This window comes from Deltaproteobacteria bacterium, assembly GCA_016874755.1.
In the GTDB taxonomy this organism is placed as follows: domain Bacteria; phylum Desulfobacterota; class Binatia; order UBA9968; family UBA9968; genus DP-20.
The window spans coordinates 21,505-41,923 of record VGTH01000048.1 but is presented as its reverse complement, the minus strand read 5'-3'; the positions used below and the strand labels follow the sequence as shown (position 1 = coordinate 41,923).

At 55.9% G+C, this 20,419-nt stretch carries 20 protein-coding genes; 4 read left to right on the top strand and 16 right to left on the bottom strand.

What is annotated here, in order from left to right:
* The first annotated feature begins 712 nt into the window (after positions 1–712).
* Positions 713–1,333, top strand: coding sequence for a hypothetical protein (locus FJ145_22380; GenBank protein MBM4264157.1), 621 nt, complete (start codon positions 713–715; stop codon positions 1,331–1,333).
* Positions 1,334–1,521: 188 nt separating this feature from the next.
* Here FJ145_22380 and FJ145_22375 read toward each other — a convergent pair whose 3' ends face one another.
* On the bottom strand, positions 1,522–2,526 hold the full coding sequence (locus tag FJ145_22375; protein ID MBM4264156.1) for a hypothetical protein: 1,005 nt from the start codon (positions 2,524–2,526) through the stop codon (positions 1,522–1,524).
* Between the two features lie 489 nt (positions 2,527–3,015).
* Between FJ145_22375 and FJ145_22370 the strand changes: the two genes are divergently transcribed.
* The gene (locus FJ145_22370) at positions 3,016–4,044 is read left to right on the top strand and encodes a hypothetical protein (GenBank protein ID MBM4264155.1); all 1,029 of its coding nucleotides are present in this window, start codon (positions 3,016–3,018) and stop codon (positions 4,042–4,044) included.
* A 63-nt stretch (positions 4,045–4,107) separates the two neighbouring features.
* On the opposite strand, the gene FJ145_22365 is transcribed toward FJ145_22370, so the two are convergent.
* The 4 genes from FJ145_22365 to FJ145_22350 form a co-directional block, all read right to left on the bottom strand.
* Entirely contained in the window at positions 4,108–4,521 is a 414-nt protein-coding gene (locus tag FJ145_22365; protein ID MBM4264154.1) for a PIN domain-containing protein, read from the bottom strand.
* Complete coding sequence (locus tag FJ145_22360) at positions 4,518–4,784, bottom strand: ribbon-helix-helix protein, CopG family (GenBank protein ID MBM4264153.1); 267 nt, start codon at positions 4,782–4,784, stop codon at positions 4,518–4,520. Before FJ145_22360 ends, FJ145_22365 begins: the two co-directional genes overlap by 4 nt.
* Positions 4,785–4,949: 165 nt before the next feature.
* A complete protein-coding gene (locus FJ145_22355; GenBank protein ID MBM4264152.1) occupies positions 4,950–5,960 on the bottom strand; it encodes a hypothetical protein in 1,011 nt (336 codons plus the stop codon).
* Between the two features lie 99 nt (positions 5,961–6,059).
* Complete coding sequence (locus FJ145_22350) at positions 6,060–7,094, bottom strand: extracellular solute-binding protein (protein ID MBM4264151.1); 1,035 nt, start codon at positions 7,092–7,094, stop codon at positions 6,060–6,062.
* Here FJ145_22350 and FJ145_22345 point away from each other — a divergent pair.
* Positions 6,942–7,688 (top strand): TfoX/Sxy family protein, encoded by a 747-nt coding sequence (locus tag FJ145_22345; GenBank protein ID MBM4264150.1) that lies wholly within the window; start codon positions 6,942–6,944, stop codon positions 7,686–7,688. The two genes, FJ145_22350 and FJ145_22345, sit on opposite strands and share 153 nt — an antisense overlap.
* Positions 7,689–7,697: 9 nt before the next feature.
* Here the strand turns inward: FJ145_22345 and FJ145_22340 are convergent, their stop codons facing one another.
* The 10 genes from FJ145_22340 to amrS all read right to left on the bottom strand — a co-directional run bounded on the left by FJ145_22340 (position 7,698) and on the right by amrS (position 19,508).
* A complete protein-coding gene (locus tag FJ145_22340) occupies positions 7,698–8,642 on the bottom strand; it encodes an NAD(P)-dependent oxidoreductase (GenBank protein MBM4264149.1) in 945 nt (314 codons plus the stop codon).
* A 201-nt stretch (positions 8,643–8,843) separates the two neighbouring features.
* Positions 8,844–9,995 (bottom strand): amidohydrolase, encoded by a 1,152-nt coding sequence (locus tag FJ145_22335; GenBank protein ID MBM4264148.1) that lies wholly within the window; start codon positions 9,993–9,995, stop codon positions 8,844–8,846.
* A 39-nt stretch (positions 9,996–10,034) separates the two neighbouring features.
* Positions 10,035–10,259, bottom strand: a complete 225-nt coding sequence (locus FJ145_22330; protein ID MBM4264147.1) for a hypothetical protein — start codon at positions 10,257–10,259, stop codon at positions 10,035–10,037.
* Positions 10,260–10,510: 251 nt separating this feature from the next.
* Positions 10,511–11,692 carry an alpha/beta fold hydrolase gene (locus FJ145_22325; protein ID MBM4264146.1) on the bottom strand — a complete coding sequence of 394 codons (1,182 nt, stop codon included), beginning with the start codon at positions 11,690–11,692 and terminating at the stop codon, positions 10,511–10,513.
* A 160-nt stretch (positions 11,693–11,852) separates the two neighbouring features.
* A complete protein-coding gene (locus FJ145_22320; protein ID MBM4264145.1) occupies positions 11,853–12,923 on the bottom strand; it encodes an extracellular solute-binding protein in 1,071 nt (356 codons plus the stop codon).
* A gap of 74 nt (positions 12,924–12,997) precedes the next feature.
* Positions 12,998–14,245: an NADH-quinone oxidoreductase subunit F gene (locus FJ145_22315; GenBank protein MBM4264144.1), complete on the bottom strand. Its 1,248-nt coding sequence runs from the start codon at positions 14,243–14,245 to the stop codon at positions 12,998–13,000.
* Between the two features lie 3 nt (positions 14,246–14,248).
* On the bottom strand, positions 14,249–14,572 hold the full coding sequence (locus FJ145_22310) for a (2Fe-2S) ferredoxin domain-containing protein (GenBank protein MBM4264143.1): 324 nt from the start codon (positions 14,570–14,572) through the stop codon (positions 14,249–14,251).
* 154 nt (positions 14,573–14,726) lie between these two features.
* Positions 14,727–15,833 (bottom strand): hypothetical protein, encoded by a 1,107-nt coding sequence (locus FJ145_22305; protein ID MBM4264142.1) that lies wholly within the window; start codon positions 15,831–15,833, stop codon positions 14,727–14,729.
* Positions 15,834–15,935: 102 nt separating this feature from the next.
* Positions 15,936–18,341, bottom strand: coding sequence for a phosphoenolpyruvate--protein phosphotransferase (gene ptsP, locus FJ145_22300; protein MBM4264141.1), 2,406 nt, complete (start codon positions 18,339–18,341; stop codon positions 15,936–15,938).
* Positions 18,342–18,452: 111 nt separating this feature from the next.
* The gene (amrS, locus tag FJ145_22295) at positions 18,453–19,508 is read right to left on the bottom strand and encodes an AmmeMemoRadiSam system radical SAM enzyme (protein MBM4264140.1); all 1,056 of its coding nucleotides are present in this window, start codon (positions 19,506–19,508) and stop codon (positions 18,453–18,455) included.
* A gap of 75 nt (positions 19,509–19,583) precedes the next feature.
* Here amrS and FJ145_22290 point away from each other — a divergent pair, with 75 nt between their 5' ends.
* Entirely contained in the window at positions 19,584–19,976 is a 393-nt protein-coding gene (locus tag FJ145_22290; protein MBM4264139.1) for a VOC family protein, read from the top strand.
* 7 nt (positions 19,977–19,983) lie between these two features.
* Here FJ145_22290 and FJ145_22285 read toward each other — a convergent pair whose 3' ends face one another.
* Positions 19,984–20,394: a DoxX family membrane protein gene (locus tag FJ145_22285; protein ID MBM4264138.1), complete on the bottom strand. Its 411-nt coding sequence runs from the start codon at positions 20,392–20,394 to the stop codon at positions 19,984–19,986.
* Positions 20,395–20,419: the final 25 nt, after the last annotated feature.

The window sequence follows — 20,419 nt, the reverse complement described above, 5'->3', positions numbered from 1 at the left end:
CCTCAGTGTGCTTTTCTCTCATCGGCGTATCCTTTCCTGCCTGCGCCAACAGGCAGCCTTTCGTTTTTAGATTCGCGAAAGGGTACGCCTACCTATTTCCTATTTCCACACGCTTTGATCATAGCTCACGGTTGTATGGAGTTTGGTTTCAACGACTTGACCATCCTCGCCACCAAGCGTTTATTACTCGAATAACCTTAGCTCCGGTACTAGCGGGTCGATCGCACAGTTATCGCAAACAGGCTCATCCGGGGAACGTCTTGACGACATTAGAATCGTTAACGGACGTTCTTTCTGGCGCTACACCGCGCTCGCAACGCCTCAAAATTATTTTTCTCAATGCATCAAGTCTCCTTTAACGAATCCAGAAAAGGTAACCGATGCACAATTCCTTAATCAGTTCGTCCAGAATTTTTCCGTGAACTCCGCGGCAACTAGGGCAACGTGGCAGTTGTCTACAGGTGGAGGAACGCATGGCGCAGTCCTGAGACCATGCCCCGCGCCATAGGGACATGCCACCTGTACCGCCATGGATTTCGTAGTTAAGGGAAGGTTGCAGAACATGAGACAATCAGCACGATGGGAATGTGTTCGGATAGCAGGTTTTCTATGTGTACTTGCAGTCGCCATATCTTTGCAAGCTATTGCTGGCGCAATGTACAATACATCGCTCGACGCTACGCTTATAGTGTCTTCGCCAGCAGGTGCATCATTGCAACTGTTGGCCTCAGTCGAAGATAGCGATAGTGATCCTTTCACCACTTTCGCTTTCGTTGATCCGTTCGGCAGTTCGGGGAGTACGGCCATGACCGCCTCGGCCTTAAGTTTTCCCGCGGCGAATAGAGTGCAGGGAATACTTTCGACGAACGGAAACTCTGTTGGTCTGGTGGGAACAGCGGCGGTTTCGGCTTTTTCGCAGGCTAACGACGCCGGAGGGTTTATACTCGTGAATAGTGGAACCAGCACAGTCGTCGTGCCAATCGCGATTAACTTTTCTTGGATGATGGATACATCGGCAAGCGATCCTACAAGCGATTCCGCGCTTGCCAGGGTTGGGATCAATTACGTCGTCGATGGAAATTTGGTTGCCACGCCACTTGACGTGTCTCTGGATAGTCCGCCCAATCGAACCGGCAGCAACGCCGGTTCATTTTCGGCAACACTTAGCCTTACCCCATCTGCCGTGCGGGTGGTTTCGATTTTTCTCGACAGCGCAGGACTTGCGCAATCGTTGGAGCCGGCTCCCACAACAGTGCCGGAACCTCGGGCGGCCATATTTTTTGTACTAGGTCTGTTGTTTGTCGTAGAACAGCATTATCAGAAGAGAAAATAGAGTAGGGCAATCCCCGCAGGCTTGTCTATCGCTGTACTTCTCGGCAACGTAGGACGTCTCAAATTTCTGCGTGAGCGAGCCAATTTCGTCGCGCGGTGACCAATGGCTGCCTTTCATGATCAACTACCGGCCTTCTTGCAAGTGCCCCAATTGCCGGCGAGGGGGGTGATGCGCACCGCCGTCTGCTGCTATCTCTGCGGCAACGGATCGGGCCCGGTGAGCTTTTTGAACAGGTCCACCGCTTCGCGATCGCGCGGCATTTCTTTGACCGTTTTCTCCAGCTCCTCCGGCATCTGCGGTTCGGCTTTGAGGCCCGTGAGTTTCGTGTATTCTTTGTGGAACTCGGCGTCGCGATAAATCTTGCGCATTGCGTCTTGCAAAATCTGCACCCGGTCTTTCGGCGTTCCAGGAGGCAAGATAAACGGATTACCGCTGCCGATGAAGGCGCGGTACATCGTGACGATTTTCCTGTCCATCGCCACCTTGGCGAAGCTCTCAATGTCAGGCAGCTCAGTGAACCGCGCGTGACTGTGCTTTCGTCCCTTCGGCACTTCGATAATGCTGTGAAAATTCATGAGATTCTTGTCGACCCATTCAGGTTTTTCGTGCAGCAGCGCGTCGGCCACCGTCGAGCGCGTATCGAGCTCGCCCTGCTCGATGGCGACGTCCAGCTCCGGTGAAGTGTAGCCGGTGACGAAGCGCGGCTGCTTCAAACCGATCAGATACGCAAACATTCGGCCTGAAATATAGATCAGATGTCCCACCGATTGAGAACCGATTCTCAAACCCGACGCCGCACGCAGTTTCTCCAGGCTGTCGAGGCCCGACTCCTTGCGGGTAAAAAACACGTGATAGCCGCCGCTATAGCTCGTGCCCAGATAGCTGACTTTATCGATGTCGTAGAGAATGCCGCTCTCACCGAGGATCGGCTGCATCACGAACGGCGTCGACATCCGGCCGATGGTGAGGCCATCCGGTTTCACCGACTTAAATAAATGGTTCGCCGCCCTTTTCCCGCCGGCGCCGTCCATATGCTGCATCACGACCGTAGGATTTCCCGGGATGTATTTTTGCAGAAAAGGCACCAGCGCCTTGGTGCGCATGCTGCCAACCCCGCCGGGCGCGCTGCTCTCGAGGATGATGATGGTTTTGCCTTGATAAAAGGAAGACTGCGCGGAAGCGACACTGCTCATGGCCGCCACCAGCAGCAACGCACAAAAGCCGATTCGCGGGAAACACGATATTTTATGCCAAGCCATACGCCCCTCGGTCACAGAAGAACTCCGGTTTCGCCACGCTCCGGGACAGTCAGATGACTCGCCAGCCCCGAGTAACATCTCTGCCATCTGCTGTCAATAAAAACCATCATAACCGGTTCCCAGACTCCCAACGCAGTGATTCATGAGCCTACGCGCGCCACACAAGATGAAAAGTAGAACACGCTGTCCTCCGTCGTCATTCCAGTGCTGGAATCCAGGTCGACATGGATTGTCTCCGGATGCCGTCCATGGGAACCTGGATTCCGGCAATCCATGCCGGAATGACGCTCTGGGAGGTCCTGTTTAGGTGATCATTTTCGCTCCGACGAGGTCTTTGCACAGAGACTCTTTGACTTCTCAGCGATCAATTGCTTTTAATGAGCTAACTAACCGTAACGGTTCGCTGGAAGCTTGGAGGTTGTCATGAAACGCTGCGTCTTTACTTTGTTGCTTCTGCTCGTGTCGGCAACGACCCTGCAAGCTCAGGCGCCCTTTTATCAAGGGAAGACGATCCGGATCATCGTCGGCAATCTGGCCGGCGATGCTTACGATCTTTGGGCGCGCATCTTCGCCCAGCACATGGGCAAGTACATCCCGGGCAATCCCAACTTCATCGTACAGAACATGACCGGCGCGGGAGGAGTCATCGCAGCCAACTACGTCTATTCCGTGGCGAAGCCGGATGGTTTGACCCTTGGCACCTTCGGCCCGTCGATGTACTTCGACCAGCTGGCCCGGCGCCCCGAAGTGAAGTTTGACTGGTCCAAGTTCACCTGGCTCGGCACGCCGGAGCAGACCGAGTTTATCCTCATCATGCGCACCGACACGCCCTATCAAACCATCGAGGACGTGCGCAAAGCAGCGCAGCCGCCCAAGTGCGGCGCCACCGGAACCAGCACTTCCGGCTATTACATGCCGAAGTTTCTCGACGATGGTCTGGGGATCAAGTTTAACATCGTTGCCGGCTATCCCGGCGGCGGCGAGATCGACCTCGGCATCGAGCGCGGCGAGCTGCATTGCCGCAACCTGACCATCAGCACCTACTTCGCCCGCGAGCCGTTTCTAACCTGGCACAAAAAAAGCGTTGTCCGGCCGATTCTGCAAACCGGCAAGAAGCGCGACCCTCTGGTCCCCGATGTGCCGTCGATCTACGAGCTGATGGACCAACTCAAGACCCCCGAGGCAACGCGGCGGGTCGCCAACGTGCTGCTCGCGCCGGCGGTCTTCGGCCGGCCGCTGGTTGGCACACCGGGCATACCGCCCGACCGCGTGGAAATGCTACGCGATGCTTATAACCGCTCCCTTAAAGATCCCGCATTGTTGCAAGATCTGAAAAAACGCCGCTGGACGGTCGACGCGATCAGCGGCGAGGAGCTGGCAAAGCTCGCCAAAGAAGTTATCTCCCAGCCGCCGGACGTGGTCGAGCGCATGATGAAACTGTTGGGCGGTTAGGGCAAGTTCTAACTCCACGAAAATGGACAGCCCGGCCTGTGCCGGTGTTGAACCGCGGTTGGCCTACGGACGCGACGGTAAAATAGTGAACCGCCCGATTCGCGATGGGCGATAGATCAGGAAATCGCGGCGGTCGATGGTAAAAACGCGACGCAGTCTCTCGCGCTCGGCAACACGCACCAGCGCCGCGTCGGCCAAGTCCATCGGCAGGTCGCGATACTTATGCATCAATTCTTTCATCCGGGCGATGTCCTCGGTGCCAAGGGATAAAAGCTCAACCGCTCCAGATTCGATCATGTCCCAGAGAGCGATTTGCCCCGTGCGTGAGAAGCTGAGGAGGTGCATCGCTTCTGTGATCACCGGCCAGACGGTGCCAAGCGAATCGTTTAATAAGGTGAACGTTTTCTTACAGATTTCGTGATGATCATCATCTTGGTGAATTAACGCAACCAGCGGTCCGGTATCCACGAGGATCATCGCCGGCTCCGGCGCCGATCGAGAAGCAGTTCGCGAAACTTGTCGCCGCTGCGCACCGATAGGTCCCGCGGTCCGCCTTTGACACAGCCTATCAGGTGGGCTACGCGATCGTAGGGACGTGTCCGTTCCGAGCCTCTTTCTTCTTGCTTGGCGAGAACCCCGACGGCGTCGCGAATGACCTCCGATTTGGTTTGCCGCCTCTTTCTCGCAAGACGCCCGATCAACGATTCCGTTTTGTCATCCAACCGCACACTTAAAGCCATAAACGCTCCCTGATACGTAATACGAAAGTGTACTACACAGAAGCTAAACTCTCAAATGAGCAAAAAAGTCTCGCGCAGGGACGTTGGCTTGCAGCCGTGCAACCGCGGGAGTGGCGAAGCCTCCCATCGGCAAAGACCTCACATCGGCGGGGCGCGTGCGTTCGCCTACTTCACTCCATAGGCCGCGTAGAGCTGATCGATGAAGCCGCTTTCATCGAGCTCGCGCATAATTCTGGCGTCGATCAGGTTTTCGATTTTCAAATTGCCGACCGCCGGGTTACGCTGCGCCATCAGGCGCTGCACGTTGCGTAGACCTTCGAGGGAGGGGAAGGGCTTGCGGTCGGTGGCCTGCTGTAAGTCTTGATAACCGCGCTCGGCGAGTTCGGGGTCGTTGATTTTCAAATAGCGCATGATGGTGGCGATCACGGCGGGCTTGGTTTTGGGACTCAGCGCGAAGGCGACACCTTCCATCCAGCCTTTCACGATGTTTCTCACAGCGTCGGGCTGTTGCTGTAGATAACTGCCCCGGGTGATGATGCCGTTGCTGACGAATGGAATGTTGGTTTTGGAAAGCTCGACGAGCACCGAATAGCCGCGCCCTTTGAGCATGTTGCTAAAGGCACTGTCAACGACGATGGCGTCAACTGTGTTTTTTTCGAGGGCTTGGGTGAGCAAAGTTTGTTCGCCGGCGGCAACGACTTGGACCTGATCGAGGCCTGGGTCGAGCCCCAAGTATTCCAAGCCCAGCAGGCCGGCCATCCAGATGGTTCCGCCAATGCCTTGAATGCCCAATCGCTTGCCGCGCAGGTCTTTCGCTTCTTTGATCGTCGGGCGGGCCACAATGTCAAACGGAATGCGGCTGGTGAACGTGCCGATGACTTTCAAATCGAGACCGCCGGCGACGGCGCCCAAGGCCGTGCTGCCACCGCTGTTGGCGACTTGAACCTGTCCAGCGGCCAGAGTGGCGAACAGTGCAGAGGCGTGCGGCAAGAAGACCGCTTGTAGCGGTACGCCGTGCTTGGTGAAGAAGCCTTTCTCCCGGGCGATCCAGAGCGGGCTCACGCGTGCACTGATGTTGGCGTAGCCGAGGGTCACCTCCTGGGCGGCGCGAACCGGGCTCGGAACAACCAAGATGCAAACAACCCAAGCAATCAACCAGTGGTATTTGCTGCTCATGCGATCCTCCGCGGGTGAAGCTTAAACTATTACATGTTGTATCTGTTCCTTGGCCGTTGGATGCTCGTCGATCCAAAGCGGGCGACCGGCCGGTCGCCCCTAGCGCTTTCTCATGAACAGTTTCTGCATCAACCCATCCCACTCCGCATACTTCTTTTCCGCTTCTTCGACGCCGTACTTTTCATCGATGTAGGATTTCTTAAACTTCTGCGTGACCGACCCGATGTCCTCGCGCGGTGACCAAAGCCCACCCTTCATCATTATCTGCTGACCTTCCTTCGAGTGAATCCAATCGATGAAGAGCAGTGCCGCGTGCGGGTGCGGTGCCTTGATCATCAAACCTGAGTACGCGACGGTGGTGACCACCGGTTCTAACCCACGCCAGTCGACCGGCGCGCCTTTTTGTTTGGCTTGGGTGACGTTGGCGTCAAAGATCGTTGGTGACATTGGCACTTCGCCAGAAACCACCAGGCCTGCCAGGGCCGCACCCGCCATGTTCTGCACTTTGATATCTTGCTCAGCGAGTTTTTCGAGAAACTCTCGCCCGAAATTCTCCACCGTGTTGCCGATCCAACGGGTGCCCGTTGTCGTGTTGACGATGGACATTTTGCCTTTCCATTTGGGATTCAACAAATCTTGCATGGTCTTGGGCGCTTCGGCAGGCGAAATCACCGTTGTGTTGAATCCCAAACTGGCGTAGGTCTCGTAATGTCCCACGTAGTGAAAGCCGTTTTTGCTTTTAGTTTTGACGTCGTCGGGATAGAAGCGCGCGTCGGGCGTCCAATGTTCAAGAAAAAGCCCGTCGCGTCTCATCACATCCATCTGTTCACCGGTGGTGGCGATGACGTCAGCGAGGTACTGTCCGGCTTTGGCTTCCTCGACGGCACGCTTGATTAAATTGCGTCCGTCCGTTCGGTACTCGGTGATCTTCAAGAACGGATACTTTTTCTCGAACTCCTTCGCCATCGTGCGATACCAGCTATGCGAGCCGTAGAGAGTGAAAGCCCCTTCCTTCCTGGCGCCCTCGATCAGGATCTTCTCGCGATCAGCACCCTGGTAGAGGGCGAGCTGAGCGGTTGTCATGGGCGCACTGGCAGCCTGCAAAGGCACAGCGCTAAGGAAACCGAACAGCATCGAGCACGCGGTCACAACCAGCACTCTGAGATTCACCGTGATTGTCCTCCCAATCGGTTTTATGGTAGCCGATGCTATTGGCGAGCAGGAGCACTTGTCAACCACAATCGCAAATCGAAACCAGCTGGACGCGGGAGTGGGTGGGAAAGAAAAGTGAAGACGGATTTTGATGCGGTTACGTGCTCACCTGACTCGCTGGAGGGGGGTATGGCTTGGGAAAAATCATCTCCAGACTTAGTCGAGAGATTTACGTTGGCCTTGCCGCAACATACCGACGCGCAACCGCGAAAAATTTTCGGCTACCCATGTTGCTTCGTCAAGGGCAATTTCTTTGTTGGGCTGCACGAGGACAACGTCGTGATTCGTTTGCCGGGCGATCTAAAGAACCAGTTCAGCGATCTCCGGTCAGCGAATACCTTCGATCCGATGGGGACCGGCAAAGGGATGAAAGATTGGTGGATCATTCCACCGGCGATCCCTGGCGACACCGAGAAACTTTCGGGGTTTTTTGCCGCAACGTTCGCCGAAGTCCAGAAGCTTCCCGCCAAACCCGCAAAGACCAAAGCGAAGAAGAAAGCGGCCAAGAAAAAATAGTGAATCTTCTCACAAACGCAGTTGCGGTTTGTGATCGACCAGCCACTTGGCCAGTTTCGCGATACCTTCTTCCAGATAGATTTTCGGCTGCCAGCCGAGCTCTTTTCGTGCCAGCGAGATATCCAATGGATTGCGCAGCCGGTGCGGCGCCACTTCGGCCGCGTTGGGATGCGCGCCGATTTCGAATTCGAGGTTAGGCAACGCCTTTTGAATCGCCTTTTTCAAATCTTCGCTGACGTAGGCTTTGTCGAGGCCGATATTGTAGGCCTTGCTCAGCGGGCCGGCAGTAAACAGCGCGCGGCTTACACCATCGGCAACGTCGTCGACATAAATCAGATCGTCGACCGGCCGGGTCAGAAACGGCCGACAGGTTTGACCGAAGATACCTCGCTTCAATTCCAAAGGAATGCTGCGGTACAGGCCGGGGCCGTAGACCGATGAGTAGCGCAGCGCGACGAAGTCGACGCCGTATTTTTCTTTGTAGAAGTTGCCCATCCATTCGGAGACGGTCTTAGCGGCGCGATAGAAGTAAGTCGGATAAATCGTCACCGCGTCATCTTCTTTGACCAGGCTACCGTCGGGCTTTTGCAGTTGGCCATAGATCGATGCCGAGCTGGAATAGACGACGCGCTGAAACTTTAGATCCTTCGCTGCCTCCAAAATATTGGTCATCGCCTTATAGCAATAATCCAACACCGTCGGCGTCTCGTCGCGCGGCGGATGAGCGGCATGAAAAACATGGGTCGGCCGCTCTTTCTCGCACAGTGCGCGAAATGCCCCTGTATCGGTCACGTTCATGATATGACTGGCCGATTTGATGCCAAGCAGCGAAAGATCCGGCGAGCGCGGCATGACATCGATGGGAACAATTTTGTGGCCGAGGAATTCCAGTAACAACGTGACGTGTGACCCAATGAAACCGTTGGCACCGGTGATGAGAACTGTTGAAGCCATTTCTTCCTCCGCGATGATTTACCGTAGCAGCACAAATACTATTTCACCACGACACGAAGAGCACGAAGGTAGGATAAGAAGATAAATTATCTTTTTCCGAACTTCGTGTCTTCGTGGTGAATCATCTTACTCCCAACTTTGCGCCCCTTGCGCCCCTTCGACGTTGCTCAGGACATGCTTTGCGCGAGACACTCCGAATTCCTAAGCCACACCGTAAAACTTCGCCGCGTTGCCCCAGACGAGTTTGTCTTCGACATCCGGCGCGAGGCCCTGAAACTGCGCTTTATTGATCTCCTTCGAGTGCGGCCAGGTGGCGCCGCCGTGCGGGTAGTCGCTCGCCCACATGTAGTTGTCGAGCATGCGGAGCGTGTCCGCCGCCAGGACGCCGGCGCGGTCGTCTTGGAACGTCACATAGACTTGCCGCCGCACAGATTCGCTCGGCAGCGATTCAATCGTCGGCGAATCGGGCGACTCCGAGCGCGCGCGGATCAACGAGCCGTCCATTTTATTAATGAAAGGTTGAATCCAGGCAAGATCGTATTCCGCCAACACGAAGGGCAGCTTGGGAAAACGATTGAGCACACCGCCGAAGACGAGGTCGGTGAGTAGATTCAACGGTTCGAGGATCGTCCGCCGCAAGGCGTTGCGCCCCTGTTGCAGCTTGGAGATCACTTTCAAGCGCGCCGCCATGCGATCGCGGCCTTGGAGAATATTGATGTGAAAGTGGATCGGATAATTCATGTCCTGAGCGAGCTGCCAGAGTGGATCATAGGCTTCATCGCCATAGCACAGGCCTTCGGGCAGACCGGACGGTAGCACAATACCCTTGAGGCCGAGCTTGGCACAGCGTTTCATTTCCGCCATGGACCACTCGACGTCGAGCGCAGAAAGCAAACCGAGGCCGATCAAGCGCTTGGGCGCCGTCTTGCAGTAGTCGGTCATCCAGTCGTTGTAAGCTTGCAGTCCAGCTTTTTGCAGCGGCGTTTCTTCGCCCTTTAAGCTATAAAAATTGCGCGCCATGCTCGGGTAGAGCACTTCGATTTTAACGCCGTCGATATCCATGTCTCGCAAACGCGCCACCGGATCCCAAGGCCCGCGCCAACTTTCCCAGGTAAAGTTCTCGATCACTCGGCGCACGCCGCCAGCTTCTTTGTTGAGGCCGGCGGTGAAAGTCATACCGACGGGATCGGGCTCATGGCCGTCAAAGACCATGTACAAGCCCTTTTTTCCCTGCGGGTCCTTGACGAAGTGCGGCCCATGGCTGCGCAGGCCCTTGGGAATCCGCTCCCAGCATTCAGGCGGTTCGTTGACGTGGGAATCGGCAGAGAAGAATCTCGGCTCTTCCATAGTCATCTCCTTGCCGGGCGGTTGTCGACCGAGAACCCGAACGAGCTACTTCGCATAAATAAATCGTTCGACGTCGACGCCGTGCTTGGCGAAGATGCCCTGCTCGTGGGCAATCCAAAGCACGGCCGAGCGGCTGCTGATCGCCGATTGGCTGACACGGGCTTTTGCTAGCGGCCTGCTCGATTTGGCGGTTGGCTGCGCAGCGAATAGCAGATTGGGAATCACCAGCGCAAAAACCAGTTGTAGCTCTAACTTGCGCCGCAGACTCATATCGTCGACCCAATCTGTTCGCTTAGCGCTTGCGGATAAACAACTTGCGACATCGGCTTGGCTTGAGCGGCAAAAGACGACCGAAGTGGCAACGCTAACACGAATGCCGCCAACGCCACTGTTAATTTGAATGCATGGTGAATTCTCCTGCTTGAAGGCTATCTCGCCATTGTCATTCTTAGCTGAAGGCGAAGAATCTGCTCTACGCGACAAAAGCAGATGCTTCGCTTTGCTCAGCATGAGATCCTGTTTCAATCAAAGTAATTGTTTTTAAACGCCCACAACCAAAGATAAGCGATCTTCTCGTTATGAAGTTCCGCGTAGCCGACATGCCCGTAGCGCGGCAGGAGCACGACATGGGCGCCGCGCGTGGTTGCGGCATACTTGCGCCCCATGAAAATCTCACGCTTGTTTTCCAACGGCGCGCCGCCGCAAACCCAATGGCCTTTGTCATCTTCACCGACGACAAGTAAGACGCGAATTGATTTTAGCCAATTGGCATCAGGTTCTTGTAAGTGATCGAAGTATTCGTCACGCGGAAGCCCCGTGCGCTTGGAATACTCTTCGAGAATGCCGACTGCGGCGTTGTGCTGGTTATCGCAGAGACTCGTTTTCATCTGCGAGCGCAGTGGGCTGACCAGCCGAATGTAGTCGTCGGCGCCGCCCCACGGCGTCAAATCTTCGGGATCGACGTAGCCGGAATTTTTAAACGAGTCCGGCGAGCGCCGCGATATGTGGTCGATGGGGATTTCGCGATATTTTTCCGCGCCAGTTGTGTCGCGCCACTCTTTGCGCCAGCCGTCTGGCCCGCCGCTGCCGAAGCCGACGATGCCGATGACTTTGGTCTTCTTGCTGAAGCGCGTGAGATGCGCGGCCATCGGGCCGCCGGTGGAATGGCCGAAAGCGATGATATCACGACCCGCTAAATGCTCATCGGTCAACGCGCCTGCCCCTTGGAGAATCACGTTAAAAGTGCATTTGAGATTGCGGTCGGCGATCTCTTCGCTGCTCAGTTGACGGTCCATCAAGTAGATCGGCATGCGCTCGGGAATCGGCACTTGCCACACGCCGCCGGGCGGATAGTGGCCGGGATAGGTGAGGGTCAATACCTTGAATCCCTGCGCTGCCAGCGCTCGCGCCAGTCCCGGTCGTCCGTCGGGTGTCAGGTCCATGATTTTTTCACTGCCCGCGCCGCCGTGGAAGAAAACGAAAGCACGCTTCGCGTCGGTTTCTTTCTCCGGCGTAAACAGCGTGCCGTGCATGTCCCACTCGTAACCGTTGCGTTGATAGCGCGCGACAACATCTTTGCTGGTACATTTGCCGTCGCTGTAGGGCGGCGCGATCGCCAGCCACTCTTCCCAGGTGAACTTGAGAAGCAGATCGTTAGACTTGAGCCCGTCGAGATAGCTCTGTGTGATTCCTGCTGGTGACATTGTTATTTCTCCCACCAACTTGGTGTCGTGCGAAGGCAATTTCGGAGTCCTTCGACAAGCTAAGGACAAACGGAACTAAGTCTAAAATCGCTCAAAAACAATCCGTTCATGCTGAGCTTGTCGAAGCATTCTTTGACTTATGCGATCGCCGGTACTTCTACTATTTCGCAGTGCCGAAGATATTGCGGAACTGCTCATAGCTCTTGTTGAAATCGTCACCGGCGCTGAACTCGTCAATGACGAAATTCAATTTCTCTAGACCTTGCACGGTGGTCGGCACGCCGCGCCGCGTCGGCACGCGGCCGAAGGAAGCAATGATCTTTTGCCCTTCGTCGCTCAGCATGAAATCGACAAACAACTTGGCTGCGTTCGGATGGGGCGCTTTTGAGCCGACGCCGATGGGTTGGAATTTGGTAAATACGGGATCCTGTGCCACCCATTCGACCGGCGCGCCTTTGCGCTTGGCGTCTTCGGCATTGTGCACGTACGTGTTCAGCACCAGCGGAAATTCGCCGGCAGCAAGCAATCCGGTGATGATGGTCAAACCGGAGTATAGGCGAAACTCCTGCGCGCCGAGTTTCTTCATATACGCCAGCCCTTTTTCTTGTCCCATGCGCCGCAGCTTCCAAGAAAACCATTCGGGCTTGGTGCCGTCCATGCCGATCTTGCCGCGCCATTTGGGATTCAACAGATCGTCGTCGGACACCGGGACTTCGTTGCGCTTCACCATGCGCGTGTTGTAGGCGATCACGTTGGGCATCATGTAGATCGCCGCCCAGTAGCCCTCTGGATCGGCAAAACCCTTTTGCAGATTTTTTACTTCGGGGGATTGGTAGCGCCCCAAAAGGCCGCGCTTTTTCAGAAAGTAACCCTGGGTCTCCGCCGATTGCACGACGTCGAATCCGAATCGTCCCGCTTGCGCCTCGGTCATAATTTTCGTCAGCAGGCGCTCGCCCACGGCGCGAAACATGTTGATTTGCAGGAAGGGATACTTGGCGGTAAAGGCGTTGTTGAGGCGCTGCGCCTGGTCGACGGTCATCGAAGTATAGAGCGTCAGCTCACGCTCCTTCTTGGCGCCTTCCATGAACGCATCGTGATTGTTCGCAGTGGCTAGCGACGTGCCAAGAAATAGGCAAACTACGATCGCAACAAATCGCTTCATGATGGCTCCCTCATGCGCAAGACGAGCGGATACTATCAAGCGCTGCACGAAAGGGTCAAACGGTAGCATGGAACCACGCCCTAGAAACAAAAAGGGATGCCGTTTTGCGACATCCCCTTCTTTACGCCCTCAGGAAGAATGGGTTAGGAAGCCATGCGCGCCTGGAAATCTTCCGGGAAGAGTTTCAACGCGCTCTCGATCGGCGGACCCGGCATGCCGATCAAATTACAAAAGCCTTTGCCTTTGTTGAAGGCGATCAGCTTGCCGAACTGTTCGAGCATGGCGGCGTTGCCTTGGCCCTGTTGCACTTTTTTCATCAGCATGGCGAGGCTTTTGGTTTCCATCTGGCACGCGGGGCACTGACCGCAGGACTCGACAGCAAAGAAATCTGTGACGCGCACTAGCTCGTCAACGATCGAAGTTCCCTCGCGCACGATATGCACGACGCCGCAGCCGAGCGCCGAGCCGGCGTCGCGCATAGCGTTGGGTTCGAGCGGCGTATCGAGTTTGTCGGGCTTGAGATAGGCCGACGACGGCGACGCCGGCATGATCGCTTTGATCTTGTGCCCGGCTTTCATGCCGCCGCCGCATTCTTCGATCAAATATCGTAGCGGCGTGCCAAACGGCAGCTCATAGATGCCTGGCTTATTAACTTCTTCAGTTTCGTTCAACGAGAACAACATGGTGCCGGGGCAGTCGGCGGTGCCAAAGCCGCGGTACCACGCAGCGCCTTTCAAGAGAATGCGCGGCACGTTGGCGAGGGTCTCGACGTTGTTCACCGAAGTCGGCTTGCCGAACAAACCAACGGTGACCGGGAACGGCGGTTTTTGCCGCGGCTTGGGTTGTTTGCCCTCGATGACTTCGATGACTGCGGTGTCTTCACCGGCAACGTAGTTGTGCGGCGCGGCGACCAACTCGATGTCACAGCTAAAGTTGCTGCCGCAAATTTTCTCGCCCCAATAACCGGCCGCTTTCGCTTCGGCTAACGCTTCTTTGACGATTTGCGTCGCCGCTTCGTACTTGGCGTTGATGTAGAGATAAGCCTTGGATGCGCCAATCGCGAAGGCGCCGAGCACCGCGCCTTCGATAACGAGATGGGGAACGTTTTCTAAAAGGATACGATCTTTGCGGCTGCCGGGCTCGTCCTCGCCGCCATTCATCACCAGATAACGCGGCTGCTCCGGTGCGTCGCGAGTGAATTGCCACTTTTTCCCCGCCGGAAAACCGGCGCCGCCGTGGCCGCGTAGACCGGAATCGGCAACGATCTTGACGACATCCTCGGGGGCTCCTTTGACAGCTTTCACCAGCGCTTCGTAGCCGCCGCGGCTGCGGTACTGCTGTAACGATTCGCGCCCTTCGGGCACGCCTTTGGGAAAGAGGATCCCTTCCATCGCTTAGAACACTCCCGTGTCGAGAAGCTGATAAATCAAATCCTTGAGAGACGAGTCTATGGTGTCGAGCCGCTGCACATGCGGTCCGCCAGCCAGGTGCGCGACGATGTCGTCCAAGTCTTCGGTCTTGACGTGGGCATACCAACTTTTTTCCGGATAAACGACCACGTTCGGCCCTTCCTGGCAGGCGCCAAAACACATGTACTGTTTCACCTCGACATCATTGAGGCCTTTGGCTTTGATGCGACTTTCGAGCTCTTTCATCAACCCTTCAGCACCGCGCGACTTACAATCGATATTCAGACAGACAAGACAAGTCTGCTTCACCGCTCACTCCTTAGAAACAGTTTCCAACTGTTCAAGCCGTTGGGCCGTTGCGAGCTGATTACGATTGGAACGTCCGATACGGCTTGAACGGCTGGAACTGCTTGAACCCTATCTCTAGCCCAGAAACTCCTGGGCGACAAGCACAAACTCGATGTTAGTTCAGTTGAATCTGCGCCACCCAATCCTTGTTCTTCATGATATCCGCGAGAACCTTTTCATCCTCAGCGGTGGGCAGCGTTTCTTCGCGGTGCTTTTTGTAGTCCTCGGGCGACAATAGCTCACCCGTGACGCTGTAGGTCTTGCCGACATGCTCGCCGATGGAGCGATTGAACTTCAGGTCGGGCGTTTTAATCTTCGCCTGCCCCGCGGGCACGAGCTGATTCAACTGATCGATCAGCTGCTGCGACTCTTTCATGTAAAGCTCGCGCGACAGATCGTTGAGCTTGGCTTTGTCTGCATCGACGCCGGCTTCGTGCTCGTTATAGCGGCCTTTCAATCCCCAAGTGTAGGCCCAGTGCGCCGAGGAGGAATGGTCAGTGCCGAAAAGATCGTAAGCCGTCGACAGCCATTTGTTGAAATATTTCTGCACGATCGGCACCGGGATTTTCTGCGCGCGCAGAATGCGCGTGAGCCCCGTGTGGCCGGTGAACATATGAAAATGTTCTTCTTTGAGCATCGCGATCACGCTCTGCGCCAGGGGCGCGAATGAGGAATGGCTCAGCATGGTGAGCTGATACTTGCCGTCGCGGTCGACGAACTCGGTGTAGGTGAAAAAGTCGAGCCAGTTGTTCACGGGCGCATTGAACGAGCCGAGCAGCCGGTCGCCACGAAAGGCGCGCCGCTCCAGCAGTTTTCGCGCTTCGAGCTTGCCAGAGTCGCCGAAATAATTGACCAGCAGGTAGCACATCTGCCAGCCATGGCGCATTTCCTCGCTGTTGACGCGAGTCAGCGCTTTCTTGTCGTACTCCGTCGGTGCGGTGTCGAGGAGATTTTTCTGCTGTTCGACGGAGGCAAATTCCGTATCGCCCTGGTAGATGATCAAGTTCATCAGCGCATCGCGGATCGACTGATTGGGAATCTGCGTGATGCGCTGCCATTTCTGCTGCCCCTTGAAATCGCCAAACTCGATTTCGTTGGAGTGCAGGTCGCTCAGTTTAGTCTCAAACTTATAGTCGCCCAAAAGCGCCTGATCGTAGCCGATGTCCTTCTGCCAGCTGTGGAAATAGTCAACCCAATCTTCAAATGTCGAGATTTTTTTCATGTGCAAAGTCCTTTCAAAAGATTCTCGGTGCAGTTTTTCGAACGATCGTTCGTACTAGACTTATAACCGCTCGAGCTTCTGATGTCAATCTCGACCCAAATACTAATGGTACATTTCCAGCAACTCGACCATGCCCAGCTCACGCATCTGCTCGAAAAGATAGCGCTTTATCTCACCGACGGTGTCCATTTGCAGGACGATGGAAGCTGCGGATTTAGCGGCCTGGTAGGATATCGAGCGGATCGCCCGCTTGATAACCGGAATATAAAGGGAGCCCATGCTGAACTCTTCCAAGCCCATGCCGAGGAGCAAAATCGCACACATCGGATCGCCGGCCATTTCGCCGCACATGCCGACGCGCTTGCCTTCGCGCCGCCCGGCATCAATCGTCGATTTCAACGCTGCCAGCACCGCCGGATGCAGCGGCTCGTAAAGATCGGCGACTTTGCGATTGCTCCGGTCGACAGCCAGGATGTATTGGATCAGATCGTTGGTGCCGATGCTCAAAAAATCGACTTCGCGGAGGAACCGGTCCGCTAGCTGCACAGCGGAGGGAACTTCCACCATGACGCCGATCTCCATTTGCCGGTCGAACGGTGTCCCTTCGCGGCTCAACTCGTCTTTGGCTTCGTTCAGGAGTTCTTTGACTTTGGTGATCTCTTCGAGGCTCGAGATCATTGGAATTAGCAAGCGCACCCGCCCCAAGTCGCCGACGCGTAGAATCGCCCGCAGTTGGGTTTTGAAAATCTCTTCGACCTCGAGCGAAATGCGAATCGACCGCCAACCCAAAAACGGATTGGGCTCGGTTCCGATGCTGCGCATGTAGGTCGGATATTTGTCAGCTCCGATATCCAATGTGCGAATGGTCACCGGCCGGTCGCCCATGCCCTCGACCACCCGCTTGTAGAGCAAGTATTGCTCTTCTTCGCTGGGGAAATCGCGATGCGCGAGAAACGGTATCTCCGTGCGATAGAGGCCGACGCCCTGGGCGCCGTGTAATGCGGCAAAGGCAACATCGCTCAGCAGCCCGACGTTGGCGTAAAGTGAAACGCGGCGGCCGTCCGACGTTTCCGCCGGCAAGTCCTTCAGCTCCCCCAGTTCGCGGTTGAGCTTTTCGTAATCGCGTTCCAGACGATCGTATTCGCGGATCACTTCCTGACCGGGATTGACATAAACGCCGCCCGAGTTGCCATCGACGATCAGCAAATCGCCCTGATGCACCGACTCCATCAAGCCATCGATGGCGACCACGCTGGGGATCTCGAACGACTTGGCCAAGATCGACGCATGTGAAGTGACGCCACCCGTGGCCAAAACAATGCCTTTGAACTTGTCGCCTTCCAGCATGCTCAGATCCGCCGGCGAGAGATCCTGAGCCACCAGCACCGCGTAATCTGGAACATCAATCGAGCCGGGCGCCGTACCCGAAAGATTTTCCAATAGGCGTTGCGCCGCGTCTTTCACGTCGATGGTGCGTTCGCGCAGATAATCGTCGTCGATCTTGGCAATCGTTTGCAGATAACCTTCGAAAACGACGCGCACGGCATACTCAGCTGTGTGCCCTTCTTTGCGAATCTGCGCTTCGATGCCTTGAATGATCGCCGGGTCTTCCAAGATCAGACGATAAACGTCGAAGATCGCGCCCTCTTCTTTAGAGATCAAATTGGCCATGCGGTTCTTGACGACGTTGATATGCTCGATGCCCCGTTCCACCGCCGCGCGAAAGCGCTCCATCTCGCGCTCGCTATCCTTCGCTTTTCTTTTCGGAATCGCGCTCAGCTCCATGCGCGGCTCAAGCACGTACGCTGGCCCACGGCCAAAGCCCGGCGACGCCGCCAGCCCCATCAAACGGCCGCGCCAGCCCTGCTGCGTCTTCGACGGCTTCTTCTCTCTGCGCCGGCCCTCGTAGGAGCGCAGCCGACGCATGGCGTCGACCATGCGCTTTTGGTACTCCTTGCGCTCCTGTTCCTTGGTCTTGAGCGAGTCCGCGAGCCGCGCCTGCACGATGATGCTCGACACCTGCGCCGAGATCGTTGTCAACAAGCGAATTTCATCCTGCGCAAACTTGCGCCGTCGCGAAGTCTGCACGACCAAAACCCCGATTGGTTTTTTTTGCTCGAAAAGCGGCACGCCCAAAAACGAATGGAAGTGCTCTTCGTGGGTTTCCGGAAAATATTTGTAGCGCGGGTGCTTCAGGGCATCGATCACCGCCACCGGTTTCATGTGCTCGATGACAAGACCGGTCAGACCCTCGCCCGTGCCCATGGTTACTTTGCCGATCGATTCCTCATCGAGGCCTCGCGTGGCCCACAGCGTCAGCCGTTTTTTCTGCGCGTCGTAGATATACAGCGAACAGACCTCGGTCTGCATCCGATCGGCGACCGTGGCGACAATACTATCGAGGGTCTCCTGCAGGTCCTGCGAATGCGTAATCAGCGTGCTGATATCCTCAAGGATAGTCAGATGCGGATGGGCGCTATTACCGCTGGTCTTTTTCGCTTTGGCCATGAATCCGGAACTTCTACGAAATGATGTGGAATTTCTTATTAAACACAAAAACAGCGATTTCGCTAGAGAATGGGGAGCGAAACGAACGGGCAGATCAGTGAACGTTTACGGTCAGACTCGGCGCGGCCTGCGCACCGAACGAGCGAGAGCCGCAGTATCCACAGAAAACCGACCGGCAATCGCCGCGCCACAAGGGCAGCGATTGCCGGCGAGGTGATACTCAAGCAGATCGTGCCACAAGCGGCGAATCAAAGCGCGCCGGCAAGAGGGACAATAGGTTGTCTGTCCTTCGTCGTCATGGACATTACCGACGTAGCTATAACGAACGCCCGCCGCTTGGGCAATTCGCCGCGCGCATGTCAGTGTTGCCGCCGGGGTGCGCGGCCGGTCGGTGAGTTTGAAGTCGGGATGAAACGCCGTGAAGTGAAGCGGCACCGAATCGCCTAGATTCTCCACCACCCAATCGCATAACCGTTTGGTTTCATCGACATCGTCGTTTTCGCCGGGAATCAGCAAATTGGTAATCTCAAACCAAATATCCGTTTCGTTTTTCAACCACTTGAGCGTATCGAGCACCGGATCGAGGTGGGAAAACGTTACCTTACGGTAGAAACGCTCGGTGAAAGCTTTCAGATCGACGTTCGCCGCATCGACATAGCGAAACACGTCTGGGCGGGCTTCCGGCGTAATGTAGCCTGCCGTCACCATGACGCTCTTCAGGCCGGTTTCTCGCGCTAACCGTGAAATGTCGATGACAAACTCACCCCAGATGACTGGATCGTTATAAGTAAAGGCAATGCTCGGCACGCGATTTCTCTGCGCCAACTGAACGACAATCTCAGGCGTTACCGCTCGACTCTCGGCTTCATCGAGCTTGGCCTTGCTGATGTTCCAGTTCTGACAAAAGCGGCAACCGAGGTTGCAGCCGGCCGTGCCGAAACTGAGAATCTCACTGCCAGGCAGGAAATGATTGAGCGGCTTTTTCTCGATGGGATCGACCGCAAAGCCGGTGGCAGTGCCGTAACCGAGAGAATAGAGCTTGCCGCCAACGTTCTTGCGAATATAACAAAAGCCCGCTTGGCCCTCGCCCAGGCGGCAAAAGCGCGGGCAAAGCGTGCACAGAATCTTGCCGTCCGTGTCGGCGTGCCACCAAAGGGCTTCTTTCATGAAAAAAACTATCCCGCTTATGTTTTCTCGACGCAAGAGCGGCAGTATAATCGCCCTATGACCAAGATCGCCGGTATTCAGGGAATGCGTCACGTCGCTCTCAAAGTAAAGGACGTGGCGCGCTCGAAGCGTTTTTATCGGGAACTATTCGGCATGGAGATCGTTTGGGAGCCCGACCCGCAGAACGTTTACTTGTCCTCTGGCTGCGACAACATCGCGATTCATGAGGTCACTGCTGACTATGCGGAGAACGCCGCCGAAAGGCAGCTCGATCACATCGGCTTTGTCGTCGAGAGCATCGAGCGGGTCAAAGAGCTAGAAAAAGACTTCATCGCCCACGGTGTCAAGATCGTCCACCCCTTCAAGATTCACCGCGACGGCAGCGCGTCTTTCTACTGCGCCGACCCGGATGGCGTCGTCATCCAGTTACTTTACGAGCCGACCTTGAGTCAGCAGAAATTTCGTTAAAAAGGCACTAACTATTTTCTCGGTCAGCTGTTCGGCGCAAGAGTAAGAACGCCAGAACAAACAGCACCAAGTCCTCAAGCGGCGTGTGCCAGCGCAGCGGCCGCGCCCAGTACACGCCGAAACATCCGCAGTTCGGCAAATCCAATCCCCGCAGCAACGTTACCGACAACCAAACGAAATAGAATGCATGGATGGCGCAGGTCGCCAGCGCCGCTCGGCGCAGCGATTTTTCGCTGAGTAACCAGAGCGCCAAAGCGAGCTCGACGAGGGTCAACGCCCACGCCGCGAAAGGAGTCCATTCTTCTGGCAATGCTTGATAGCTGCCCACGATGGCGTAGAAGCCCGGCATATCGAGCAACTTGCCAAGCGCGGACGCAGCCAAAAGTGCAACAAAAAAGAGCCGCAGCACCGAGCGCATCGTGGTCTTGACCGACTTCGGCTGG